The 24,340-nt window shown below is 42.6% G+C and carries 19 protein-coding genes and 1 pseudogene; 9 read left to right on the forward strand and 11 right to left on the reverse strand.

Translation table 11 applies throughout. The features are described from left to right. Window positions 1-64: 64 nt before the first annotated feature. Window positions 65-2,134 (forward strand): TonB-dependent receptor domain-containing protein, encoded by a 2,070-nt coding sequence (locus WAZ74_RS02145; protein ID WP_422305313.1) that lies wholly within the window; start codon window positions 65-67, stop codon window positions 2,132-2,134. Window positions 2,135-2,337: 203 nt separating this feature from the next. Next, entirely contained in the window at window positions 2,338-3,675 is a 1,338-nt protein-coding gene (locus WAZ74_RS02150; protein ID WP_422305315.1) for a PepSY-associated TM helix domain-containing protein, read from the forward strand. Window positions 3,676-3,713: 38 nt separating this feature from the next. Here the strand turns inward: WAZ74_RS02150 and WAZ74_RS02155 are convergent, their stop codons facing one another. From WAZ74_RS02155 to WAZ74_RS02170, 4 genes are all read right to left on the reverse strand, one after another. Next, window positions 3,714-4,472 (reverse strand): ABC transporter ATP-binding protein, encoded by a 759-nt coding sequence (locus WAZ74_RS02155; RefSeq protein WP_422305317.1) that lies wholly within the window; start codon window positions 4,470-4,472, stop codon window positions 3,714-3,716. Between the two features lie 107 nt (window positions 4,473-4,579). Continuing rightward, the gene (locus WAZ74_RS02160) at window positions 4,580-5,638 is read right to left on the reverse strand and encodes an iron chelate uptake ABC transporter family permease subunit (RefSeq protein ID WP_422305319.1); all 1,059 of its coding nucleotides are present in this window, start codon (window positions 5,636-5,638) and stop codon (window positions 4,580-4,582) included. A gap of 62 nt (window positions 5,639-5,700) precedes the next feature. Then, window positions 5,701-6,819, reverse strand: a complete 1,119-nt coding sequence (locus WAZ74_RS02165; protein WP_422305321.1) for an ABC transporter permease — start codon at window positions 6,817-6,819, stop codon at window positions 5,701-5,703. A gap of 89 nt (window positions 6,820-6,908) precedes the next feature. Further along, window positions 6,909-7,961 (reverse strand): siderophore ABC transporter substrate-binding protein, encoded by a 1,053-nt coding sequence (locus WAZ74_RS02170; protein ID WP_422305323.1) that lies wholly within the window; start codon window positions 7,959-7,961, stop codon window positions 6,909-6,911. A 406-nt stretch (window positions 7,962-8,367) separates the two neighbouring features. Between WAZ74_RS02170 and WAZ74_RS02175 the strand changes: the two genes are divergently transcribed. The 3 genes from WAZ74_RS02175 (at window position 8,368) to WAZ74_RS02185 (ending at window position 10,660) form a co-directional block, all read left to right on the forward strand. Continuing rightward, on the forward strand, window positions 8,368-9,381 hold the full coding sequence (locus WAZ74_RS02175) for a TonB family protein (RefSeq protein ID WP_422305325.1): 1,014 nt from the start codon (window positions 8,368-8,370) through the stop codon (window positions 9,379-9,381). Between the two features lie 84 nt (window positions 9,382-9,465). Beyond that, window positions 9,466-10,155 (forward strand): MotA/TolQ/ExbB proton channel family protein, encoded by a 690-nt coding sequence (locus WAZ74_RS02180; RefSeq protein WP_422305327.1) that lies wholly within the window; start codon window positions 9,466-9,468, stop codon window positions 10,153-10,155. A 103-nt stretch (window positions 10,156-10,258) separates the two neighbouring features. Continuing rightward, entirely contained in the window at window positions 10,259-10,660 is a 402-nt protein-coding gene (locus WAZ74_RS02185) for an ExbD/TolR family protein (protein ID WP_422305329.1), read from the forward strand. A gap of 268 nt (window positions 10,661-10,928) precedes the next feature. On the opposite strand, the gene WAZ74_RS02190 is transcribed toward WAZ74_RS02185, so the two are convergent. Next, window positions 10,929-11,468: a DUF2799 domain-containing protein gene (locus tag WAZ74_RS02190; RefSeq protein ID WP_422305331.1), complete on the reverse strand. Its 540-nt coding sequence runs from the start codon at window positions 11,466-11,468 to the stop codon at window positions 10,929-10,931. Window positions 11,469-11,811: 343 nt separating this feature from the next. On the opposite strand from WAZ74_RS02190, the gene WAZ74_RS02195 reads away from it, so the two are divergent. After that, entirely contained in the window at window positions 11,812-12,408 is a 597-nt protein-coding gene (locus WAZ74_RS02195) for a hypothetical protein (protein ID WP_422305333.1), read from the forward strand. Between the two features lie 282 nt (window positions 12,409-12,690). Then, entirely contained in the window at window positions 12,691-15,381 is a 2,691-nt protein-coding gene (topA, locus tag WAZ74_RS02200; protein ID WP_422305335.1) for a type I DNA topoisomerase, read from the forward strand. A gap of 118 nt (window positions 15,382-15,499) precedes the next feature. Here topA and WAZ74_RS02205 read toward each other — a convergent pair whose 3' ends face one another. Then, window positions 15,500-16,057: a superoxide dismutase family protein gene (locus WAZ74_RS02205; protein WP_422305337.1), complete on the reverse strand. Its 558-nt coding sequence runs from the start codon at window positions 16,055-16,057 to the stop codon at window positions 15,500-15,502. A 320-nt stretch (window positions 16,058-16,377) separates the two neighbouring features. Here WAZ74_RS02205 and WAZ74_RS02210 point away from each other — a divergent pair, with 320 nt between their 5' ends. Further along, window positions 16,378-16,800: a hypothetical protein gene (locus WAZ74_RS02210; RefSeq protein WP_422305339.1), complete on the forward strand. Its 423-nt coding sequence runs from the start codon at window positions 16,378-16,380 to the stop codon at window positions 16,798-16,800. An 80-nt stretch (window positions 16,801-16,880) separates the two neighbouring features. On the opposite strand, the gene WAZ74_RS02215 is transcribed toward WAZ74_RS02210, so the two are convergent. The 3 genes from WAZ74_RS02215 to lon form a co-directional block, all read right to left on the reverse strand. Beyond that, window positions 16,881-17,999 carry an META domain-containing protein gene (locus tag WAZ74_RS02215; RefSeq protein ID WP_422305341.1) on the reverse strand — a complete coding sequence of 373 codons (1,119 nt, stop codon included), beginning with the start codon at window positions 17,997-17,999 and terminating at the stop codon, window positions 16,881-16,883. A 55-nt stretch (window positions 18,000-18,054) separates the two neighbouring features. Then, window positions 18,055-19,137 carry an META domain-containing protein gene (locus WAZ74_RS02220; RefSeq protein ID WP_422305343.1) on the reverse strand — a complete coding sequence of 361 codons (1,083 nt, stop codon included), beginning with the start codon at window positions 19,135-19,137 and terminating at the stop codon, window positions 18,055-18,057. Window positions 19,138-19,296: 159 nt separating this feature from the next. Continuing rightward, on the reverse strand, window positions 19,297-21,897 hold the full coding sequence (gene lon, locus WAZ74_RS02225) for an endopeptidase La (RefSeq protein WP_422305345.1): 2,601 nt from the start codon (window positions 21,895-21,897) through the stop codon (window positions 19,297-19,299). Window positions 21,898-22,213: 316 nt separating this feature from the next. Here lon and WAZ74_RS02230 point away from each other — a divergent pair, with 316 nt between their 5' ends. Then, window positions 22,214-23,575 carry a Na+/H+ antiporter family protein gene (locus WAZ74_RS02230; protein WP_422305347.1) on the forward strand — a complete coding sequence of 454 codons (1,362 nt, stop codon included), beginning with the start codon at window positions 22,214-22,216 and terminating at the stop codon, window positions 23,573-23,575. A 94-nt stretch (window positions 23,576-23,669) separates the two neighbouring features. Here WAZ74_RS02230 and WAZ74_RS02235 read toward each other — a convergent pair whose 3' ends face one another. Both WAZ74_RS02235 and WAZ74_RS02240 read right to left on the reverse strand, forming a co-directional pair. Next, window positions 23,670-24,107: a hypothetical protein gene (locus WAZ74_RS02235; RefSeq protein ID WP_422305349.1), complete on the reverse strand. Its 438-nt coding sequence runs from the start codon at window positions 24,105-24,107 to the stop codon at window positions 23,670-23,672. A 126-nt stretch (window positions 24,108-24,233) separates the two neighbouring features. Further along, window positions 24,234-24,340: pseudogene (locus tag WAZ74_RS02240) on the reverse strand (IS5/IS1182 family transposase); the annotation flags it as partial.

A 24,340-nucleotide genomic window follows, 5' to 3' on the forward strand; every position in this document is an offset into this window, starting at 1 on the left:
AAAGTAATGATTAAAAACTGTTCTCAAAATCCTAATTTTTGATCGTAAATAAAGTGAGTGTGTTATGCGTGAAGTAAAGTTTTCTAGTCGATTGACCGTATTGTCCATGGGTGTGGCAGCGGTACTGTGGTCACAAGGTTCGCAAGCAGCGACTACGAGCACTGTAAAAGACATGCCTATTACCACCTTACAGACCATCACGGTGACGGCTAATAAGTCAGTGAGAAACGATGTCCAAGAGGATGCCGTTTATATAGATGACTACACGCCAGCTGCACAAGCGAGTCATTTGAGCGATTTTTTAAATGTCGTTCCTGGGGTTACCGTAGGTGGTACCTCAGCGGTCAATCAGCGTATTCGTATTCGTGGTCTTGAAGACAGCAACCTTAAAGTCACTATCGATGGTGCCCGTCAAGAAGGTAAACTTTTTTATCATATGGGTGATTTGACCCTTGATCCTGACTTGCTCAAGCAAGCCGATGTTTCGGTTGGCAACAATTCTGTCACGCTAGGAAATGATGCGATCGGTGGTGCGGTTGCTTTTAAAACCGTTGACGCAGTGGATTTGCTAAAACCGGGTCAAAAAATAGGGGCTAAAGTTCATGCAGGATACGCTAGTAATAATGACGAGCTACTAACCTCAGCGACGGTGTTTGCCGCGCCAACAGAAAATATCGATTTGCTTGCTTATTATGGCAAGCGCGATGCGAATTCTGGCGAAGATGGTAACGGTCGTGAGCTGTTTGAAGACAGTAAAACTGAAAGCATCCTATTAAAAGCCGGTGCTTACATCGCAGATGACCATCGTATTGGTGCAAACTTTAGCCGAACTGAAAAGACAGGTATTTTCCCATTCCGCCCAGACTTTCCTAGTCGCTCTGAGGCACCAATTCCGCAACAGGTGAAGCGCGATACTTATGGTATTGACTATAGCTTTAATCCTAGCAATCCACTGATTGATATAGATGCCAATGTCTATCAAACCAAAACCCGTATTTTGCGTGATTCTGAGTATCTTACAAAACCAGGGTTTGATTTTAACGCACAAGTTCAAACTACAGGCGTAAAAATCCAAAACACCAGTAACATCACTACTAATGTTGGCACACACAAGCTGATATCTGGTGTTGAGCACTACAAAAAAGAGTCCGAGATGGAGCGCGACTTCGTCAAAAAAGGCTCAGATGAGGCAACAAACACCTCTATTTATCTAGAAGATCAGTGGAGAAATGGCAAGCTCACTTTAACACCTGGTGTGCGTTATGACCGCTACAAATCTCCTGAGTTTATCGCTGGTGGCAAAACCTATGATAATGTCGTCGGTGCACTTGCCGCAAGCTATGAGATTGCACCATTGACACAAATATTTGCCAGCTATACGCAGTTATTTAATGGTCCTGATTTAAGCCAAACCATCTTTAATTCAAGTGGTGATAAAACTTACGTTAATAAGGACTTAAAAGCAGAAGAAGGCTCTAACGCTGAAGTGGGTATCGTCACAACCTTGCGTGACCTAACGGTAGTGGGTGATGCACTAAAACTAAGCGGTAAATACTTTGAAACCGATATCGAAAACTATATTGAATTTGTGAGATCAGGTGGTACAAGACCGGGCTTAAACTGTGAAAACGGACAGCCAGTTGGCGCTTGCCAAGGTGTCATCAATAAAGATGAAGATTATAAGATCAAAGGTGTCGAGCTCGCTGCTGATTATAAAATGAATGATTTTAGTATGGGTTTGAGCTATTCGCGCGCACGCAGTAAAGGTGAAAACACGGGCTACAGCATTCCATCAGTGACCGGAAGCAGCTCAGAATCAGGCGATAAATATATGGTCAATCTGGCTTATAGCCCAACAGAGACGACAGATGTTGGCTGGCGCAGTACCTATGTCGCTTCAGTGATGCCAAATACTGCTGGAAATGATATTAAAAAACCAAGCTATAACGTCCATGATATCTTTATGAACTATTCACCAAGACAAGTTGATGGATTAAAAGCGACGGTCGGCGTTTATAATCTGTTTGATGAAGCTTATGCCAGCCACTCATCTCGTCTAAATCCGATTGATGATGTTGCTACTGACTTTGAGAAAGGTCGTAATATCAAAGCGTCATTAACGTATCAGTTCTAATCTGACGATCATTTGATTGTATGTAAAAAGCCAGCTGTCTTTGAAGGAGAGCTGGCTTTTTTAGTGTCAAACTACTTTTAAATTGACCACTTTTAAAATCTACTGTTTTTTAAACCTACCACTTTTAAGACTAAAGTATTCTTCAGCGAAAGACAGTCTTTAATAGCCATTTTAAATCCAAAATTAATAAAGAATTATGACCAATGACTTCATTTAGCCTTCGCAAAACCTGCCTATGGATTCATCGTTATACCGGACTTGCGATGGCCGGTTTTTTAATTATCGCCAGTATCACCGGCACACTACTGGCATTTCATGATGAGCTTGATAATATTTTCAATCAGCGCTTGGCTTATGTCGATGAGCTGCAAACGCCGCAACTCTCTATCGCGTCCCTTCATGACAAAGTAATTAATCGCTATCCAGAATATGGTTTTTCGACGATGCCAGTGACAATCGAGCCTAACCGCGCCGTTGTGTTTGTTGTTGATAAATATAAGGGCGATGTAAAAGTAGAGCCTGAACCTCTATTCCAAGAAGTCTATATCAATCCTTATAGCGCTGACATTATTGGCACTCGTGATAAAGAGCAGTGGGCGTGGCGCAATACCATGTGGAAGGTATTTTGGCTACACCGTGACCTATTGCTTGGTGACATCGGTAAGCTGATATTGGGTATCGTTGCATTGGTGTGGACACTTAACTGCTTTATCGGTTTTTATCTGACCTTGCCGAGAAAAACTAAAAACAACCAAGCGAAGCAAAACCAAAATAAGCATGCGACTAAAAAACGCAGCTCATTATTGAAGCGTTGGCTACCTGCTTGGAAAGTCCGTACCAAAACCAATACGTTTAAGCTCAATTATGATTTGCATCATGCATTTGGATTATGGCTTTGGCTCATGTTATTTGTCGTTGCATGGTCAAGTGTTGGTTTTAATTTAAAGCAAGTTTATCAGCCTGTTATGCAAGCGATTGTGGGGCTTGAGCCAAGGGGAGAAAAGCCAAATAAATCCACAGATTTGCCCACACTGAATGCTAAAGTGGCAAGCCAAAATACTGTTCATCAAAATACTGTTAATCAAGATGTTGTTAATAAAGCTAATAGTATTGCCTATTTGAGCGCGCAGGCGAATATAGCCGCGCAAAAAAATGGTTTAAGCGTCACGCAATTATTGGGTATTCGTTGGATAGAAGAGGACAACCAATGGCAGCTGCGCTTTAAAACCAATCAAGATATTGGTAAAAAGGGCGGCGCTTCATCTATAACAGTAAATGCAGGATCAGGCAGTGTCGAGCGCGTCAACTTTGGGTATCAAAGCTCGTCATTTGGCAGCAAAACAGATCAATGGCTATCAACCTTACACATGGGGCATATCAGTGGTGGTGCAGGTCATTTGCTGTATCAAATATTTTTAGCATTGGTTGGTTTGGCAGTAGCAGTATTATCTGGCACAGGCGTTTATTTATGGTGGAAAGGACGGCAACAACGGTTAAAAATCTCACAAAATATCCAAAAAGGAGCAGCAACGGTTAGTTGATCGCTATTAACTAATAGCTGTTAATCAAAAACTATTAACTAAACACTATCGACAATCACCGGTCGTCCTTGATGATTAAGTACCGTAACGTCAACGTTATACAGATCTTTCATGGTTTCTTGAGTAATGACATCAACCGGACGGCCAATTGCCATTATTTGACCGTCTTTCATCGTCACTACGGTATCGGCGAACTGCGCGGCTTGATTGATATCATGTAAGACAATCACTACCGTTTTTTGCTGGCTATGACTTAACTCGCGCAGCTCACGCATCAAGCGCCCAGAGTGATACATGTCGAGATTATTCAGTGGTTCATCAAGTAATAGATACGGTGTATCTTGGCAGACAATCATCGCAATCAGTACTCGCTGCCGCTGTCCACCAGAGAGAGCCGATAAGAAACGATCGGCTAATAACTCTAACTCAAAGCGCTCAATAATCTCATCGACCTTTTGCTGATCGTGGGCAGTTGGGCGGCCTTGATGATACGGGTAGCGCCCGAACATCAGTAACTCATGGACGCGCAATCGCCCTTGTACTTGGTTGTCTTGACTGAGCATGGCGACGGTAGTGGCAAGGGTACGCGCATTACCGCTGACAATATCGTGCTCCGCAAAACTAACTTTTCCCGCCTGTAACGGTTGCAGACGTGCCATCACCGAAAAAAAAGTAGATTTGCCTGCGCCATTAGGGCCAATAAGGGCAATCACTTGTGAGCTTGGCAGTGATAAGCTGATGTCATGTAAGATTTGCTGCTTACCGATATGATGCGATACGTTATTTATTTTAATCATAGTCGTTCTTATTTAATTCTAAATATGGCGATAAGTTTTTTACTAAATGTTAGGTTTTTTTTGCATTAATAAGTAAAGCACTGTTAATAAGTCACATAAGTAAATAACTAGCGGCGATGGGTCATAAATATTAATACTAAGAATACTAAACCACCTGCCAGCTCAATGACTACGGACAATACTCCAGCCATTCCTAAGACTTGCTCAAATACCGTTTGACCTAATACCAAGCAAATCATCGCTACTAAGCTGACTAGTATTAGCCGTTCACTGTGATACATATGGCGGGCGAGCCGATTGGTCAAGGCGCAGACTAATAAACCAAAAAAGGTTACCGGACCGACCAATGCCGTCGCAGTCGCCACCAAAATAGCAATAACCGTTAATAGCCCAAAGGCCAAGCGCTGATAGTTGATGCCTAAGTTAATCGCTTGGTCTTTACCGAGCATTAACACGTCACATTGATAACGCCAGCGCCAGATGAATACCGCGCTAATAGCACAGATGATGATGCTAATGCTAAGTAAATCAGGATTGACTGTATTGAACTGTGCATAACTGGCTGATTGCACCACCACAAAGTCATCGGGATTAATCAGCCTTGCAATTAGTGCCGATAAGCTACGGAACAGTACGCCAAAAATAACACCCACTAAAATCAGCCGCGTTAAGTCCTGACTGCTCTTCGAGAATAGCAGTTTAAACAACAATAACGACGCGCCAAACATCAATACAATCTCAAGCCCGAACTTTGCTATTGGATTAATACTGGTATAGCTAATTGAGCCTAAGAAAAATACCAATAAGCTTTGTAATAATACATACAGCGAGTCAAAACCAAGTAAAGACGGGGTCAAGATAGGATTATGGGTTAAGGTTTGAAACAGTAAGGTTGAAACTCCAATCGCATAGCCAACCACCATTAGCGCTAGTAGTTTTTTACCACGTAATGGTAGCGCAAAGTCCCAATGTCCATGAACATTAACGGTCAAAAATAAAATAGCTGAAATAAGTAAAATGAGGGTAGCGATAGATTTTGGGTGTTGAGTGACTATTGCCCAAAGTCGTGCCCACCGCTGCGCCCAAAATCCTGATAACTTTGCATGTTCAGGTGACTCAATATCAGTATCTATATCTGTTGTTGTAGGGGCAGAATGTAAAAGCATACGCTAATCTTATAAAAGAGAATGGCAAATAAAATAATGAAAACATAAATGGTTTAGAACGTTTAGGATTCAGCAGGGGCACGTAATAATAGCCATAAAAATACCACCGTACCGACTACGCCAAACACAGTAGCAACAGGCACTTCGAACGGATATCTAATAGAGCGACCAATAATATCGCAGAGTAAAACTGCCGAAGCGCCAAGTAAGGCAACGGCTGGCAAGCTACGTCTGAGCTTATCACCCATGATGCGACTGACAATATTAGGGACAATTAGACCAATAAAAGGAATGACCCCAACCGTGACTACTACCACCGCACTCATCATTGCGACCATCCCAACCCCAATCCACGTTACATGGCGTTTACTAATACCTAAATTGAGTGCGATATTATCGCCTAAGCCAATGATAGTGAGCTTATCAGCGATAATATAAGCGATGACACACAGACCACCAGTTAACCAGAGCAGCTCGTAACGACCAGCTAATACCGCTGAAAAGTCACCGAATTGCCAAACGCTGAGCATCTGTAACGTCTCAGTTTGATACGCAATAAAAGTGGTAATTGCAGTAATAATACCGCCAAAGACAATACCGATCAGTGGAATCATTAAAAAGTCAGTCGGCGGAATACGGTGAATGAGCAGCATAAATAGCATCATGCCGAACACCGCAGCGATAGTTGCTACGCTCATTTTGATAATGAGCGCGCTGGCAGGAAACAAGAGACTAACTACTAATAACCCAAGTGCCGCGCTCTGCGTCGCACCAACCATTGACGGTTCAACGAAACGGTTTTTGAGCACCACTTGAATAATCATGCCGGCAACCGCCATCGCAATACCGGTCAAAATGATAGCAATAGTACGAGGCAAACGGCTGACCAACATCAGTGAGCTGTCTGAGTTAGCGCTATGATTAATAAGACTATGGAACATACCAGACCATGAAAAGTCTGCCACCCCAATAGATAGACTCAGCAACACCAAAAGCCCCATTATAATGAGGCTACCGGTGTTAATTAACCATGGTGGTAATGCGGCGCGGCGCTGTTTATGCTTATTAAAGCCACTATTACTAACACCTCGCTGCCGCCACGATGACGTGGTTGGCAGGGAAGAGCTATCACTATGGTTGGCAATAACGCTGTTATTGCCATGGTTAGAAAATAACGACATAACGAGTTACAACCTACGGCTTTGTTAGTTACCATCATTGTTCTTAAGACAGCATTTATTAAAACGAGCATTGATAGCGAGATCAGACATTACTGAACTCGGCTAAAGGCATCTTTGATATTGGTCAAATCTTGCATCCACTGCTGATAGCCACCGAAAGCCAAATAAGAATCTGGGCTAAGATAGACGACTTGGCCTTTTTTCCATGCGGTGGTTTGCGCCACTAATGGATTGTCTAACACCGCTTTTGCCCCGGCACCGTCTTCACCAATAGCAGCACTGCGATCTAATACGAATAACCAGTCTGGATTGGTTTTTTGTAAGTATTCAAATGATACTGGCTGACCATGACGGGCATCTGATATTTGATTGTCAACCATTGGTACACCCAGTACGGTATGCACAAAACCAAAACGTGACTGATCACCGTATGCTGATAGCTTGTTGCCATTGACCATGACCAATAAGCCATTACCTTTATTCTTGGTCAAAGTTTTAGTCTCATCAATAAGACCATCGATATTTTGTTGTAGCTTTAATGCTTCGTCGCTTTTGCCAAACAAAGCACCTAAGTCATGCAAACGTTGCTTGCTCGATTCATAAATATTGGCAGTGTCGATAGTCATATCTAGGGTTGGCGCAATACTTGATAGCGCATTATATTTCTCAGCCATCCGCGAACCGACTAAAATAGCTTGTGGTTGCATCGCATTTAGTGCTTCGAGGTCTGGCTCAAATACCGTGCCCACTTCTTTGGGATTGGGCTGGTTTTTTGATTGCAAATTATCTAATTTTAGATTACTTGGCTTACCATCGATAGCCACATCGAGCGCTGCCAAATCTTGCATCAACGTCATATCATACACCACGATAGGCGATGGATTAATTGGTAAGCTAACCTTACCTTTGACCGTATCGATATCGACAGTAGTCACAGCGACAGCAGTATTATCGGCAACATTTGAGGCCTTATCAGCGGTTTGGTTTTCAGCATTTGTGTCTGATGATGCAGCATCGCTAGGGTCAGCCGAGCTACAACCTGCCAAACTGACAGTAGCAAGGAGTGCGGTCATCATAGCAGCCAATAAAGGACGTTTAAAAAGAGGGGGAGCCGCGTGGCTAGAAGATAGGATAGTAGACATAGATAACTCGGTATATCATGGGTTTGGGCAGTTTTTATAAAATCTGCTAGATAAAAATACAATAGCTTGTTTGGCGCTAATGAAATAAGTTTTGGTTTTGATCATAATTTTTATCGAGGGTTAGACCGTTTATAGTCTTCATTTTTTCGGCTATTTATTTATAACGGGAATAACAAACGAGCCGCCATGGTAAAGTAATTGAGACTTATTATCAATATTAATGATAATGATTTTTATTAACATAGCTGATTTTAAGGGTATCAGCCCTGTAAAGTCGTGTGTTTCGCTTAGGTTTGGTTTGAAAAATCACGAACAGTACCTGAAATATTAGAAATTTACTATTGATAATAATTATCGTTTGCATTATTATCACCCTCATTCAATGACGGTTAAATGTTAGGGTGTTATGAGTTCAATGGATTTAGACGCGCCACCACTTAGATCAATACTGATGGCTATTTTCATAGTAGTCGGGCTACATGTGCTCACGGCAGTCGCGTTAGTAGCGATAAAACCAGCAGCGCCTAAGGTGGCGTTGGTAAAAGAAAAACCGCCTATTGAAATAGAAATGATTTCATTGGCTGCCACATTACCTGTTGAGAGTGAGGCAGTTGAGGTGAATTTACAAGAAGCAGCGCCAAAACCGCAGCCTATATCAAAACCAAAGCCAAAACCGGAACAAAAATCTAAAGAACAAAAGCTGCAAGAGAAAAAACCGGATACTACAGCAAGAGTTAAGCAAGAGAAAACAGCGACTGTTAATCAAGAAAAACCGTTGCAGAAACAAACGCAACAAGAGAACAAGCCACAAGAAAAGAAGCAGCATCCTAATATCGATAAGGCAATAGCCGATGCGCAGCGAGCTAATGAGCAACGAGCTAATGAACAACGTAGCATAGTGGCAGCGCAGGCGGAAAAAGCTGCACAAGAAGCATATGCTCAAACAGTACAAGATGCCAAGAGGTTAGTAGATGCAAAGAACGCTCGGGATGCTCAAGCTCAAGCAGATGCCAAAGCCGCAAAAGAAGCGGCAGAATTAAGCGCGTCTAAAGAAGCAGAAGCGGCTGCCCGAGCGAAAGCCAAAGCAGACACTGCTGCCAAAGCTGCTGCTGCCGCAAATGATACACCTGTAAACTTTACTGCCAGTAATGCAAATTGGTCATCTGCACCGAACTTTAACTTTCCCGATCGCGCAGCCCGTCGAGCTCATTCAGGTGATACTTTCAACGTTGTGCTGGTATTGAGAGTCAATAAACAGGGCGGCATTGATAGTGTGCGTATCGCTCAGTCTTCTGGAAATGCCATATTAGATAAAGAAGCCCAGCGTCAAGTACGCTCCGGCAAATTTAAACCCTTTATGAAAGATGGTGCAGCAGTCGTCGGCAATGTCACATTACCCATCGCTTATACTGTCCCATAGAAATACGGCATAAAATATTAACTTACGCTACTGTCATCAATAAAAAAATAGCAAGTAATGCAATAACACTTTAAGGAGTCTGACGTGGACTTTACAACCTACTGGCAATACAGCGACTTGGTGACAAGAGCCTTGTTCTTTTTACTACTCGCTTTATCTATCACCTCTTGGGTAACTGGCATCATCCGTGTGCTACAAAGCCGCAAACTGGCTGCCAATGTTGCCGACGACTTGAGTGAGCAAATTCAGGTTAAACAAGTTGAGCTAAGAGATTCAGATGCTGCGACGCGGCGTTTGGTGCTTGAGCAGACCTTGCTCAAGCACATTGGTCGCTACCGTTTTGCCAGCGAGCGTGGATTGCCTATACTTGGTACGACGGCAGCGATTGCGCCTTTTATTGGCTTGTTTGGGACGGTGTGGGGTATTTTTCATGCGCTGCATAATATTGGGGTGAGTGGACAAGCGGGGTTGGGACAAGTCGCAGGACCGGTTGGTGAGGCGCTTATTATGACCGGTTTGGGGATTGCCGTTGCGATTCCAGCGGTGGTATTTTATAACCTTGCAGTACGTATCAATCGCCGTGTGATGTACCATGCCAATGATAGAGCGCATGATTTACTGGCGCAATCTACGGAGCTAGCAGCCACACAACAGCCGTCGATAGACAGTAAATCTAGCGTTACTCAAGCTCAGCCAGCGAAAGGTATTAATACAGATAAAGAGGCTACTCAACAAAAAGAACATTATCACAAATCAGTACCATCGCAGCCCTAACCCTTATTGATTGATAGGGTTGTAAGTTAAGAGCAAGCAAAGCTACAGAGAAGCTATAAAGTCATAGCTGCAATGTTTATAAAGAAAGTTATTGAGAATAATTATGGCATTTCAATTAGGTGATGATGACGTCCAAGGCATGAATGAGATGAACCTCATTCCGCTGATCGATGTCATGCTGGTATTGATGATTATCTTTTTGTTGACGGCGACTGTACTGAATCCGACGGTGCCATTAGATTTGCCAAAGACCAGTGCTGAGGTAAATGAAACACCGCCAGAGGCCATTCAAATCAGTATTGATAAAGATGCAGGGATATTTTGGGACAGCGATCCCATTAGCATGGAAGCGCTAGAGATGCGCTTGCAACAACAAAGCGCCACTGGCAAAGACCCTTCTATACAACTGCGCGCTGATAAAGAAGGCAAATACGATACGGTTGCGCAAGTATTAGCGGCGGCGAGTCAAGCAGGATTGACTAAAATAGCTTTTGTGAATGAATAGTTTTTCATATAAATTTATATGAATAAACCAGCTACAGTAGCAAGCTACCTATATAAACTAGCGCGGCTATCAGCAAAAATATTGTCAAAATAACAAGAAAAATAAATAAAATAATAAATTTTTTCTCCGGCTTCACATGGGTAACCTTGTGAGGTTTTCTTTATGTAAAGTTCCTTTATTTTATCACTGACTGAATGCTCGCCATAACTCGTCTCAAACTAAGTCAAAATTAATCACATTTATATGGGGTATTACCCTGCATAAGTTATTACCAACCATAACCAAACGGGCGATAGCCATAACCGAAGGGTCTAGGGCCATAACCAAATGGATAAGGCGAGCGTAGGTAATCAAGGTCGCGCTGGCGAATATAATAATAACGCCCTTGCGAATACGCTTCTTCAAGCTTTTCGATACCCTCAAGTGGACAGACGGGCTGCCAGTCATAACCCTCGCGACCAAGTTTGTAGGCATTGAGCTCAGTACAGTAGTTTTTAAGCCCTTGCTGGCGACCTTGCTCCCACTGGATGCGATTAGGCATTGGTCCGCCTACCTTGGTGCAGCTATCAGCATAGTGCCCAAAGTAAGCGCCTGAGCGTCCTCGGATACCGTCAGCATAGCCTACTTCTTGCCAGTTGCTACTTTGACACTGCTGCGGCGTTAGGCTTTGGGTGGTGGCACAGCCTGACAAGGTGAACAATGCCGCACCCATCAACGATAGTGAAAGGCTAGATTTACTCGTAATTTTACTGACCAATTTATTAGTAAAAACAGCGGTCGATGAGTTTCGCTTAATAATATTATTCATAATAAACCTGCGCGCGTTTAAAATTATGGTTTATCATAGCACCTTTTTATATGCACGACTTTTTGTATCTTGTTATCATGCTTGTTCTCAGCTGCGCTAAGTGTTTGATCTGCCAATATAAATAGTTGTTCTACTATAAGGCAGATGACAGGTTGTTGAGTAGCAGTCAAAATTTGATGCTTGATTTTTAACGGTTCGTGCGCATTATAAGTAGCTGTATATTAAGCACTCAGAATATTAAGCGCTCAATATTAAACACTCATATAAAGGTCGATCCTATAAAAAATAGCGGCTTTTATGTGCGACTTGCACCGTTTTATTTTAGCAAAAAGGTCAGATTGTCATGGGAATGTGGATTGCGATCGCCATTGTACTATTCGTATTAGGGAGTATGATGGCGCTCAAACCTAACGGTATTGATCAGCGTTTGGATAAGCTGCGCATGACTGCGCGCCGCTTACAATTGAATCCAAAGCTCATTGGCTGTCCTGACTGGATAAAGGGTAAAGACAACGAGTATGGTCGCGGGATGATGGGTCAATATTGCTTAGTGCTAGAAGATATGCAGCTGCCATATACACGCTATCAAGTGATTGATGGGCAATGGCGACCAGATAGCAGTTTTATCGATACCGCTACAGATGCGACTAAGCTCAATATTCCAAGTGCTATTCGGTCTAGTCAAAGCAATAAACATACGACGGTCAAGAAGACTAATTTCAGTTTGGATAAGATGCCACTAGATTTACCAGTCAGTATTGAGCCTTATGTCAAAGGCTTATTGACGAAGGCTAATAGCATTGTGATTTATTGGGAAGATATCGCTTACGTGCGTCCTGCGACCAATCCTACTTACCAGCAAAAATTGATTGAGAGTGATTTGTTGGTACTTAAAGAAAAGCTTGAACAATGGGCGCTACAGATGCAAAAGAGCTTATAAAAATTGCGTCAGGGTAGCAAATTGTTTTTTCGTCTCCATTAATGGACAATATGCAAGTGCTTTTGACAGACGCTCAGTCATTTTAAGTTGACAGTTTAAGCCTTAGCAGTGTAACGTCTTTATAACTGAAACCTTTCGTTATGGTTATCGTTTATTTTATAACCAATTTTACTAGCAGCCATTACTACAATAATTCGCTGAGTCATTATAGCTAACGCTTATAAATGGCCATGCTGCTGAATGTATTTTTACTCTAATTTACTTATTATGGTGCCGTCACCTATGACAAAAACCACAACCAAAAAAAGCGCAGCTCCGGCTGCTGACAAACCTAAAGGCAGCCCAAAAGCCAGTCCAAAGGGCAAATCTTTGGTGATTGTAGAATCACCTGCTAAAGCAAAAACCATCAATAAATACTTGGGTGATGATTTTATCGTACGCTCTAGTATCGGTCATATCCGAGATTTACCTGTTGGCGCGAGCAAAAGCGCAAAGAAACCAGCAACGACCAAAAAAGATGACAGTCTGACCAAAGAAGAGAAAACTCAGCAAGCATTGGTACGGCGCATGGGCGTTGACCCTGAGCATAATTGGGCGGCAGTCTATGAAGTATTGCCAAATAAAACCAAGGTCATTAAAGAGCTAAAAGCCTTAGCTAAAGACGCTGACAAAATCTATCTCGCAACGGATATGGATAGAGAAGGGGAAGCGATTGCGTGGCATCTTAAAGAAGTTATCGGCGGTCCAGATAGTAAGTATGAACGCGTGGTATTTAATGAGATTACCAAAACAGCCATTCAAAATGCTTTTAAACAACCCTCCAAACTCGATATCGATCGCGTTAATGCCCAGCAAGCGAGACGTTTTTTAGACCGTGTCGTTGGTTTTATGGTGTCACCATTATTATGGCAAAAGGTCGCTCGCGGTTTATCTGCCGGTCGCGTGCAATCCGTTGCTATGCGCTTGGTTGTTGAGCGTGAGCATGAAATCCGCGCCTTTATTCCAGAAGAGTATTGGCAGATTCATGCAGATACGCATATTGCCGATAGCAAAGCCAAAAAAGACATAGACGCTGAGCAAATTGCGATTCGTTTGGAAGCGACCAAACAAGGTGGAAAAACACTAAAACTGGTTAATAAAGAACAGACCGATAAAGTATTAGAGGTGCTTAAAGCAAGCGACTTTATCGTTAAAGAACGCGAAGAGAAACCCACACAGTCACGTCCAAGCGCGCCTTTTATTACGTCGACTTTGCAACAAGCAGCCAGTACACGATTGGGATTTTCAGTTAAGAAAACCATGATTTTGGCGCAGCGTTTGTACGAAGCGGGTCATATTACTTATATGCGTACCGATTCGACGTTTTTATCTGGTGATGCGTTAGCCGCTGTGCGTGGTTATATCGAAGATAGCTACGGCGCAAAATATGTGCCAGAAAAACCAGCCTTCTATGGCAATAAGCAAGGCGCACAAGAGGCGCATGAAGCCATTCGTCCGTCTAATGTCAATATGAAGTCAACTCAGCTTAAAGCTGTTGAGCGTGATGCGATACGTTTGTACGAGCTAATCTGGCGTCAGTTTGTCGCCTGTCAGATGCTGCCAGCAAAATACCTGTCAGTGAACTTATTCGTTGCTGCTGAGGATGTCGAGCTAAAAGCCCGCGGTCGTACGCTAGTATTTGATGGCTATACCAAAGTTATGCCACCAGCGAAAACAGATGATACCTTATTACCTGATGTCAAAAAAGGCGATAAATTAACGGTAGATAAGCTTGATCCGAGTCAGCATTTTACCAAGCCGCCACCGCGTTTTACTGAAGCAAGCTTGGTTAAAGAGCTTGAGAAAAAAGGCATCGGTCGTCCATCGACTTACGCTTCTATTATCTCGACCATTCAAGATCGCGGTTATGTGAAGTTAGAGAATAAACGCTTATTTGCTGAAAAAATGGGTGATATTGTCACCGATAGACTGATAGCCAGTTTCCCAGACTTGATGGATTATACCTTTACTGCCGCGTTAGAGGACAAGCTTGACCATGTTGCTGATGGCGATACAGATTGGAAAGACGTCCTTGATAATTTCTACGGAGATTTCAAGACGACACTCGATCGCGCCAAAGGAAAAGACGGTATGCGCCCGAATGATCCGACTGATGTACCAGATGTACATTGCGATCTTTGTGATCGCCCGATGCAACTGCGTACGGGTTCAACAGGTGTATTCTTAGGTTGTACAGGCTATAACCTACCACCAAAAGAGCGCTGTAAAGGTACTAAGAACTTAATGCCAGTCGAAGCTTTTGCCAATCTTGATGACGCGGAAGGCGATGATGAAGCGGCAGAAGTCCGAGATTTGATGGAGAAAAAGCGTTGCCCGAAATGTGGTACGGCAATGAATGGTTATATTGTTGATGGCGGTCTTAAGCTACATGTTTGTGGTAATAATCCTGATTGTGACGGTTATATCTTAGAAGAAGGTAAATTCGAAGTTCCTGGTTCTGATTCTCCAACCATTGACTGTAATAAGTGCGATGGACAAATGGAGCTGAAGACTGGACGCTTTGGTCCTTACTTTGCTTGCCAGAAATGTGACAATACGCGTAAAGTATTAAAAACGGGCGAGGCAGCGCCACCACGTATGGATCCTATCCATCTGCCAGAGCTCAAATCAGTGAAGCATGAGGATTACTTTATCTTGCGTGAAGGCGCGGCGGGTATGTTCTTAGCCGCGTCTAAGTTTCCAAAAGTACGAGAGACGCGTCCGCCAAAGCTTGCTGAGCTACGCGAAATCAAAGATAAAATGGAAGATAAATTCCAGTATCTGTTTGAAGGACCCGATGAAGATCCTGATGGCAATGCAACGATTCTGCGCTGGTCGCGTAAGAAAAAAGAGCAGTATATTGGCTCTGAGAAAAATGGCAAGGCGACACGTTGGGGTGTGTATTGGCGTAAAGGCGAGTGGGTAGAGGAGTAAAGCTCTTTTACCTTTAAGCCGTAGGTAGTTTTAAACGATAAAAAACCTCTTAGATAATCTAAGAGGTTTTTTTATATCGCTTTTTTACATTAAAGACAAAGCTTTCTATTAAATACTATTAGTTCTTTTCGATGATACCACAAGCGACGCGATCACCTGCGTTACCCGCTGGCTGGCTTGTGTAATCATCAACACCGTTATGCACGATAAAGGCTAAGCGGTTGACGCTATATTTACCCGCTTCAGCGGCAGAGATTTTCTTATTCACATAGTTAATCGTTGCAACGCCATCAGCATTGGCAGTCAGATTAGGTAAGTCGCCAGCATGACCATTCATATCGTCTGGATTAGAATGAGGCTTATTATCTGGATTAAAGTGACCACCTGCTGCTTTACCCATATCACCACAGCTACCCGTTTCATGGATATGTAGGGATACTGTCTTGCCCGGCTGCAAGTTCATTAGCTTACCGTAAACTTGTACACCGCCATCGACTGGGCGTAAGAAAACTTGTCCCACTTCGTTTTTGTTACCAGCGACAGCATTAATGGTCGACTTTAGAGCAGGCTGGCTCAAAGGATTGCCCGTTTGCATTTGACCTTCTACCGTTTGGCAACCAGTCATTACTAACGCTGAACCAAATAATAGGGCGCTTGCAAGCATTGTCTTATTCATTTTCATCTCCATTTGTAGTAAAAATTTTACTAGTGTTTTTAGTGACACTATCTTAATCTCGTCATTAGTATAGCCAAGCGCTCGACATAGTTATTCATCAAATGCGCAACAAAGCGTTAATATATGTAAGTCTTACACAATACATAAGGTTAGATGGGCTTAACATTCGCTTAAGGTAAAGTCACTAGATGAAAAGACAAAAGGACGAAATGAAACGCTCAATGAGTGAGCTATACTGCAGAATAGCAGTGATAAGAAGTTTTCAATAACTTGAATTTTAATAATTTGAGCGTTAATAATAATGTATGTGAGGTTTTTATATGAAAGTATTGTCTAAGTTGACGACATCTACAGTATTTATTTTAGGAATGATGGGCGCTGGTACGATGACGGCTCAAGCAGCATCGCAAACGGGCGATTTACATTACAATGCAGATTGCGGCGTCAAAGAGCTTCGTATGGCAAAAGGCAGCTATGATGTTAATCGAGCTGGTGCGATCAAAGGGAATGGATACTGTGAGTATCAGTTTTATGCCAAAAAAGGTCAAAAGGTGAGTGCGACAATCATCGGTAGTAACGACTTATATCCGTTACTTTACGGTATCGTTTCACCAGATTTAAGCAGTGAAACCGTAACGCTTGATAAAACGGGCGAGCATACCATTCGCGTAGTGCAGCCACGCAACCAAGGGCGCGAGGGCAATACTCCTAAGCCATATTACTTAACGGTGACGATTAAATAAGTTTTATGCATAGTGAGAAAACTTTAAAGTAAAAGCTAAAAGTCGAGCATTGCTCGGCTTTTTTGTGCCCTGAATTTATATTAACGCGTGATTATTTTCTTGTTCTTCCAAATCAAAGTTTCGCCCGTATCTAGCTTTTGCGTGAGCAGATAATAAGGCAGACTTGGGTCATCGATATTGGTATTTGAGAGTTGTTCTAATGTCAACTGGCTTTTGCTTAGTTGTTCAAGCTCACGGATTTTATCTTCGGCGGCTTCACGTTTTGGATCACAGCCCATCATCGTTTGTGGCCCTGAGCCGATTAAAAGTATATTATCAGCGGTTAAAATGTAGGGACCACCAACACCATTACAGTCTGAGCTAAAGCCGACTTGATGCTCTTCATTATATATAGGGTAACCAAAATAGGCGCTGACTGGAAAGCCTGGGTGACTAATTTCCGTAATGGATTTATGGTCACTATCGACTGCACTAACGAGTCGCCATCGATAGGTTTTTAGAAACTCATAAGTAATCGGTAGTCCAGAAATTGGTTGTAATTTCTTAGCAGTACCTTCAAAGATGAATTGTTTATCTTGGGCATTTAATGCCAACTCATAAGGGATTAGTTTTTTTGATGGCGACTGTTTTGGTGTTGAGATGACTTTAAGGTTAAAACGACCTCTGCCGTATTTGGGGAATAGTTGGGTCAAATACTCAGAAATATCGCTGGCCACTTGTGTGTCATTTATTAAGCAAGATGCTGGCGTGGTAGTCGTCACCCCGTATGAGCTATAAGTGTAGTCATGGTAGCCATCATGATGCAGGCTATAACGTTGACAGTCATATTTAAACACCAGATTGCTAGGGCGCACGTCAAGCATTAATGGCGGCACAGTATTGCCTCCAGCATAGACATGAGGATCAATATGAGTGACAACATCTTGGTTGTCTACCCAGCGCACTAATTTCCAATCAAAACGATTTAGGCTTTCAACTGGTAGCTCAGGCAATTTCCATGAGCCAATGTATTCATTATCTCCGCTTTGTGGGAATGTGATGATTTTTTCATCGGTATCTACTGGTTTTGGAGCTTTAGCGGTTATTGGTTCTATTTTGCTATTGTCTATGCTTTGACAACCGACTAAGCCTGTCATGCCCAACATACTTATTAAGGTAAGCGCACGAGCTGGTATCAATAAATGGCAGGAAAGAGTCATAATGCTTGTCCGTTTTTATATTAAATTTATATCCGTATAAATGGTTTAGATATCGTTAAGGCGTATCTTTTATCTCGTTTTGCCAAACTAAGGTCTCGCCTGACACCATTGTTTGCAATAGGTTGTAGCGTGGGAAATCTGTTTCCGATTCTAGTTTTTTGGTTTGCAAACTTAATGTCAGCTTACTGCTGCTATCTTGCATTAACTTGAATAAAGCGGTCTCAATGCGATTTCCTGTCTCACCGCAACCCATTACGGTACTAATAATAGTGCCAACGTTAAAGGTATTATCATTGAGTAAGAAATAAGGTGCGCGAGAGCTATTACAGCCTGAGCTAAAAGAGGCGTATTGACTGTCAGGCCAGCTCTCAAAGCTCGCTGAAATAGGATGGTCAGGATGGTAAAAGTTACCCAAAGATTTTCTGATTAATTGACCTTTTTCATCACTAGTGTTACTAACGGCGCTGACCAGTTGCCAGTCGTACTGCTCTAACAACTCGTTAGTAACTGGCAATCCAGTAGGAGCCACTAATGGCTTTGCTAAACCTATAAATGTTAAGCGATTACCATTTTCTATATCAAGAGCTAAGCGTTTAGGAGCAGATTGCGTATTCGTTGATACTGTTTCTGATGTTGAATTTGAAGTTGGCAATAACTCAAAATTAAGTTTAATGGGAGCATATTTTGCAAATAGCGATTGAATACTTTTATCATTTTCAATCTCATTATCAGGCTCATCGTTACAAGTCGCTGGAACTTTACCAAGGTGAGAATAATAGGGATAAGGTGGGGCGGACATTGAATGAAAATCCATCCTATATTGATCACAGCCTTGATAAAAACTCACTGAACTGGGTTCTACTTGTAAAGTAACAGGCACAAAGTCTGCGATATCGACGACGTTACCATTTTGATTGGTCACTTGTGCTAACTGCCAGTCATAATGAGCTGACCATTGCATCACTTGCGATTCTTGTATTAGCATCTCATCAATAGGCTTAGATTTATCGTCAGCAGAAGTCGTGCTGACAGCAGTGGTTTGCTGCTTATTTAAAACAGCAGTGGATTGACAGCCTGCTAATATTGCTGAAAACGAAACAGCGAGCAATAATGATAAAGGCAAATGGCTTGAAATCATTGTTATTACCAAATAAACATTTGTCTAAAATATAGCATAAGGTTTTATTTAGATTGTTGTTTATTATTGCTAAAAATTATTGCCAAAAAAAGCCGCCTACATTGCTGTAAGCGGCTTTTTAATTGCTAAGGCTAAATGATTGACTGTCAGCAGTTACATTTAGTTATGTAACGCTTTGCCTTTAGTTTTATCAACCGTTACTTTGGCAGGTTTAAGCGGCACTGGCATGCTAACCAATGCTACTTTTAATATCTCATCAATCGTCGCGACTGGCTGAATGGTTAAGCCTTCTTTGACGTTATCAGGGATATCCGCCAAGTCACGCTCGTTAGTATCTGGAATCAAGACATGCTTGATACCACCGCGATGTGCCGCAAGCAGCTTCTCTTTTAGACCACCGATACGTAGGATTTTACCGCGTAAGGTAATTTCACCTGTCATGGCAATATCTGGACGAATGGCGATACCAGTCAAGGCAGATACCAGCGCTGTCGTTAGCGCACCACCAGCAGATGGACCATCTTTTGGTGTCGCACCTTCTGGCATATGTACGTGGACGTCCGTCGTTTTAAACGTCTCGTAGTCAATCCCTAAGCTATCGCCGCGAGCACGTACCACGCTCATGGCAGCGCGAATAGACTCTTTCATCACATCACCAAGTGAACCGGTAAAGATAAGCTCACCTTTGCCTTTCATCGCGACGGCTTCGATAGTGAGTAGCTCACCACCGACTTGAGTCCAAGCAAGACCAGTTATACGACCAATCTCAGGCTCTTCTTCAGCCAGACCATAGTCATACTGATGGACGCCTAGATAGTCATCGATGTTTTTATCATCGACTACGACCAGTTGACGTTCTGCTTTTTTCGGAGCGCGGGCGCCATGCATTTCAACCGAGCCACGAACCACTTTACGGCAGATTTTATTCACTTCACGCTCAAGGTTACGCACACCTGCTTCACGGGTATAGCTACGCACGATGCTATGCAATGCCGCTTCAACAATCTCAATCTCGCCATCTTTAAGACCATTATTTTTAATGGCTTTTGGCACGAGATACTTTTGCGCAATATTCACTTTTTCTGCTTCGGTATAACCCGGCAAGCGAATCACTTCCATACGGTCAAGTAGCGCGGCTGGAATATCCATACTGTTGGCAGTACAGATAAACATCACTTGCGATAAATCTAAGTCCATATCTAAATAATGGTCGTTAAAAGTATCGTTCTGTGACGGGTCTAGCACTTCAAGCAACGCTGACGCTGGATCACCGCGGAAGTCTTGCGCCATCTTATCAATTTCATCTAATAAAAATAATGGGTTTTTAACTTCTACTTTTGCTAATGACTGAACAATTTTACCTGGCATTGCGCCAATATAAGTACGGCGATGACCACGAATCTCAGCTTCATCACGTACGCCACCAAGCGCCATGCGTACAAATTTACGACCGGTTGCACGAGCAATCGACTCGCCCAATGAGGTTTTACCAACACCCGGAGGACCAACTAAACAAAGAATCGGACCACGAAGTTTCTTGACGCGTGATTGTACGGCGAGGTATTCTAAGATGCGGTCTTTTACATCTTGCAAGCCGTAATGGTCTTCATCTAAGACCGTTTTAGCTTTATCTAAATTGATCGAAACTTTGGTCGTCGCATTCCACGGCGTATCCAAAATCCATTCAATATAGTTACGCACGACTGAAGACTCACTTGAAGCCGGTGGCATCATTTTGAGCTTTTTCATCTCTTGCTCGGCTTTTTTGCGCACCTCTTCTGTCAAATCCGCATCTTCTAGACGTTGCTCAAGCTCAGCCACGTCATCTTCACCATCGAATGCGCCGTCGTTCATATCTGACAGCTCATTTTTAATGGCTTTCATCTTCTCGTTTAAGAAGTATTCGCGCTGATTGTCTTCCATTTGCTGACGGACAGCTTCTTGGATATCTTGCTCGATGTTTTGTTCAGCACTTTGCTTAACGAGATATTCAGTTAACGTATTAATATGGGTTTTGATATCATTTTTTTCTAAAAATGACTGCTTGATATCAAGATCCATCGAGACACGAGTTGAGATAAAGTAAACCAACTCAAGCAAGTCATCGATACGCTTCGCGACGCGCGTTAGCTCACGCGAATTACGCAGACGCGCCTCCGCATAGCTTTCAAAAAGCGTGGTCAAAGCTTGTATGGTATTTTTCTGTTGGCTCTCATCCATGTCGACATCGAGGTTGGCACGCTCAAAGCTTGCCATTAATAAGTCGTCATGACTCTCTATCGAATCAACGCGGGCGCGATATTGACCTTCGATCAATACTTTAATGCAGTTCTCATCGCTATCATGCGGCATGGTGCTGACAATGCGACATACCGTGCCGTATTGATACAAGTTGTCGTGATCAATATCTTCAGTGAGCGAGTCTTTTTGGGCAACGACCAGTACTTTATTACCGTACTCAGCTTGTGCCAATTCAACCGCTTTTACTGATGGCGCGCGACCGACAAATAAGGCGATTTGCATATGTGGATAGACGACAACATCACGCAGCGCTAATAACGGTAGATAGTCTTCAACAGCATCTTCTTTACTGTCTTTAGCAGAGTCATCTTCTTGAGCAGCATCAGACGCTGACTCGTTTTCTACCGAATTGTCAGAGGAGATTTCTAGCTCGTTTTGTTGCTCGTTATCATCAGCAACGCTAGATGATACGTCGACATCGATGTCGATATTGTCTTGGGCAATTTTATGTTCACTCATATATTCTTCCTCGTTCACCAGACTTGTAAAGTCAAGTTAGTGGTTCATGTTTAGATAAATGGTGCTGCTATATAAAATTGCAAGGCTCTATTATCGACAGTAGAGAGAATATTGCGCCTTTATTTGCATTCTGTCTGATGTCTGCTAGGTTCTGCGCGTGGGTTTTATGCGCAAAATCAGGTAAACTGACGCGCCTTAACTACTCGGTCTACATAACGGCTGCGTGGATTAAAAGGCTAGGGCGAAATACATCAGTCGACGGCATGTCAAAATGGGTCGATAACAAGTTAAAAAATATAGGGCAAGGGGCGAAAATATGACCATCAATGCGGTGCTACTGGCAGTAGTCATCATGCTAGGGCTGTCACTGGCGCGAGTGCACGTCGTGCTCAGCTTATTAATCGGTGCGCTGGCAGGTGGACTTATCGCTGGTCTCGGTATGACCGATACCTTGAACGCTTTTCAAGAAGGTATCCGTAATGGTGCACAAATTGCGCTGTCATATGCGTTACTTGGCGCCTTTGCGGTAGCGATTGCGCATTCTGGATTGCCGCAATCCTTAGCAGGTGCGGTGATTAAACGTATTGATGCAGGCGGCACCAGTGGCATGATTAAGTATATGCTGTTTGCAGGGCTCGTTACGATGAGCTGCTTTAGCCAAAACTTAATCCCGATTCATATCGCCTTTATTCCGCTACTTGTACCACCTTTACTGCTTGCCTTTAACCGTATGCAAATTGATAGGCGTTTGATAGCCTGTCTGATTACTTTTGGTCTAGTAACTACTTATATGTTTATTCCGTATGGGTTTGGCGACATTTATCTGAATCAAATTATGCTCAAAAACGTCGGTGAAGCGGGTATTGATGTCAGTAATATTTCGGTGACCAAAGCAATGGCAATTCCCGCTTTAGGTATGTTCGTGGGCTTACTGATTGCGGTATTTATCAGTTATCGTAAACCGCGCCAGTATCAGCAGCTCGCAATTGATAAGACTGCGCATGATGCGGTGGTAGAGGGTGACGCGTTGAGCAAGACCGCGGCTACTGCGCAGACACAGAGTAAAATGAAGACTCTAGTGGCGATTGCAGCGATTGTCACCGCTTTTGTCGTGCAACTTTATACCGACTCACTTTTGCTTGGCTCTATGTTTGGCTTTGGCGTCTTTATGGCGACAGGCGTTGTTAAATGGCGTGAAGCAGATACAGTCTTCAATGATGGTATCAAGCTGATGGCGATGATTGGCTTTATTATGATTACCGCGCAAGGCTTTGCCGAGGTGATGAAAGCGACCGAGCAGATTCAGCCATTGGTTGATGGGGCGGCGTCTTTATTTGGTGGTAACAAAGCCATGGCAGCCTTTATTATGTTATTGATGGGTTTAATCGTGACGATGGGTATTGGTTCGTCATTCTCGACCATTCCTATTTTGGCAGCGATTTATGTACCGCTATGTATCTCACTTGGGTTCTCGCCATTAGCAACGGTTGCGATTATTGGTACAGCAGGCGCGTTGGGTGATGCCGGTTCTCCTGCATCAGATTCAACCCTTGGACCTACCTCTGGTCTAAACGTTGATGGACAGCATGACCATATCAAAGACAGCGTGGTGCCGACCTTTATCCATTACAACATCCCGTTATTAATATTTGGCTGGATTGCAGCGATGGTGTTGTAAGGTTATAAAATACTTAAATTATAAGATAATGAAAAAAGACGCTTGGCTAAGCGTCTTTTTGGTTTCAAAAGAAACTATTAAATTAGGAAAAGTCCTAAGAAAGAAATGATATCTCTTTGTTGTCTGAGCCTTGCTTCAAGCCTTTTATCCCTTTAGATAAAAGGTATAGAAAAAATAACTCAATCACAGGATCATAAACCCGCTCTAGTTTCAGATTGCCATTATTGTAGTCTATGATTGATAAACCAAATAAAACTAGCAGAATTAGTAAGACTATAGAAGAGGTCACGGTAATAAAGTGGTGAAAAAATATATTATTAGGCTGTCTTATTCGTTTTATTTCAATATAAGTTGTCAATGCAAAGGCATAAAATGCAACTAACGCAAAAGAAAAGCTTCTCAGTTCGGCAAGATCAAAACCATTATAATCATAAATATAAGCAGCTGGTGTGAGAAACAACATAATTACCCAAAGGTAAAAGCAGACTTGTAGTGAAGCGGGCGACATGAATTCTTTTTTTGCTTTATTCATGGTAGATTGAACCAGTATTGTAATGATAATTATTTACAGTGATTGTATTTCATAATTTAAATATAAACAATAGTTCATATCGTTAATATATCAAAAGGTTACTAGGGCGTGTCCTCAATTCATATTTCAGTGAATGATAGTGCACGCCAGATAAAGCATAGACTTAAAATTACGAGCTAATTTTTCATATCGAGTAGCGATACTACGAAAGTGTTTGAGTCTCGCAAACATAT

Origin of the sequence: Psychrobacter sp., from assembly GCF_049295055.1 — a bacterium.
Classification (GTDB): Bacteria; Pseudomonadota; Gammaproteobacteria; order Pseudomonadales; family Moraxellaceae; genus Psychrobacter.

Excerpts from the sequence above, each read along its gene's own strand:
- WAZ74_RS02170 (WP_422305323.1), bottom strand. The coding sequence starts at position 7,961 with ATGTCTACTATCCTATCTTCTAGCCACGCGGCTCCCCCTCTTTTTAAA.
- lon (WP_422305345.1), bottom strand. The coding sequence starts at position 21,897 with ATGAGTGAACATAAAATTGCCCAAGACAATATCGACATCGATGTCGAC.
- WAZ74_RS02215 (WP_422305341.1), bottom strand. The coding sequence starts at position 17,999 with ATGACTCTTTCCTGCCATTTATTGATACCAGCTCGTGCGCTTACCTTA.
- WAZ74_RS02195 (WP_422305333.1), top strand. The coding sequence starts at position 11,812 with ATGGGAATGTGGATTGCGATCGCCATTGTACTATTCGTATTAGGGAGT.
- WAZ74_RS02150 (WP_422305315.1), top strand. The coding sequence starts at position 2,338 with ATGACTTCATTTAGCCTTCGCAAAACCTGCCTATGGATTCATCGTTAT.
- WAZ74_RS02220 (WP_422305343.1), bottom strand. The coding sequence starts at position 19,137 with ATGATTTCAAGCCATTTGCCTTTATCATTATTGCTCGCTGTTTCGTTT.
- WAZ74_RS02185 (WP_422305329.1), top strand. The coding sequence starts at position 10,259 with ATGGCATTTCAATTAGGTGATGATGACGTCCAAGGCATGAATGAGATG.
- WAZ74_RS02205 (WP_422305337.1), bottom strand. The coding sequence starts at position 16,057 with ATGAATAAGACAATGCTTGCAAGCGCCCTATTATTTGGTTCAGCGTTA.
- WAZ74_RS02160 (WP_422305319.1), bottom strand. The coding sequence starts at position 5,638 with ATGCTTTTACATTCTGCCCCTACAACAACAGATATAGATACTGATATT.
- topA (WP_422305335.1), top strand. The coding sequence starts at position 12,691 with ATGACAAAAACCACAACCAAAAAAAGCGCAGCTCCGGCTGCTGACAAA.
- WAZ74_RS02145 (WP_422305313.1), top strand. The coding sequence starts at position 65 with ATGCGTGAAGTAAAGTTTTCTAGTCGATTGACCGTATTGTCCATGGGT.
- WAZ74_RS02235 (WP_422305349.1), bottom strand. The coding sequence starts at position 24,107 with ATGAATAAAGCAAAAAAAGAATTCATGTCGCCCGCTTCACTACAAGTC.
- WAZ74_RS02175 (WP_422305325.1), top strand. The coding sequence starts at position 8,368 with ATGAGTTCAATGGATTTAGACGCGCCACCACTTAGATCAATACTGATG.
- WAZ74_RS02165 (WP_422305321.1), bottom strand. The coding sequence starts at position 6,819 with ATGTCGTTATTTTCTAACCATGGCAATAACAGCGTTATTGCCAACCAT.
- WAZ74_RS02190 (WP_422305331.1), bottom strand. The coding sequence starts at position 11,468 with ATGAATAATATTATTAAGCGAAACTCATCGACCGCTGTTTTTACTAAT.
- WAZ74_RS02210 (WP_422305339.1), top strand. The coding sequence starts at position 16,378 with ATGAAAGTATTGTCTAAGTTGACGACATCTACAGTATTTATTTTAGGA.
- WAZ74_RS02230 (WP_422305347.1), top strand. The coding sequence starts at position 22,214 with ATGACCATCAATGCGGTGCTACTGGCAGTAGTCATCATGCTAGGGCTG.
- WAZ74_RS02155 (WP_422305317.1), bottom strand. The coding sequence starts at position 4,472 with ATGATTAAAATAAATAACGTATCGCATCATATCGGTAAGCAGCAAATC.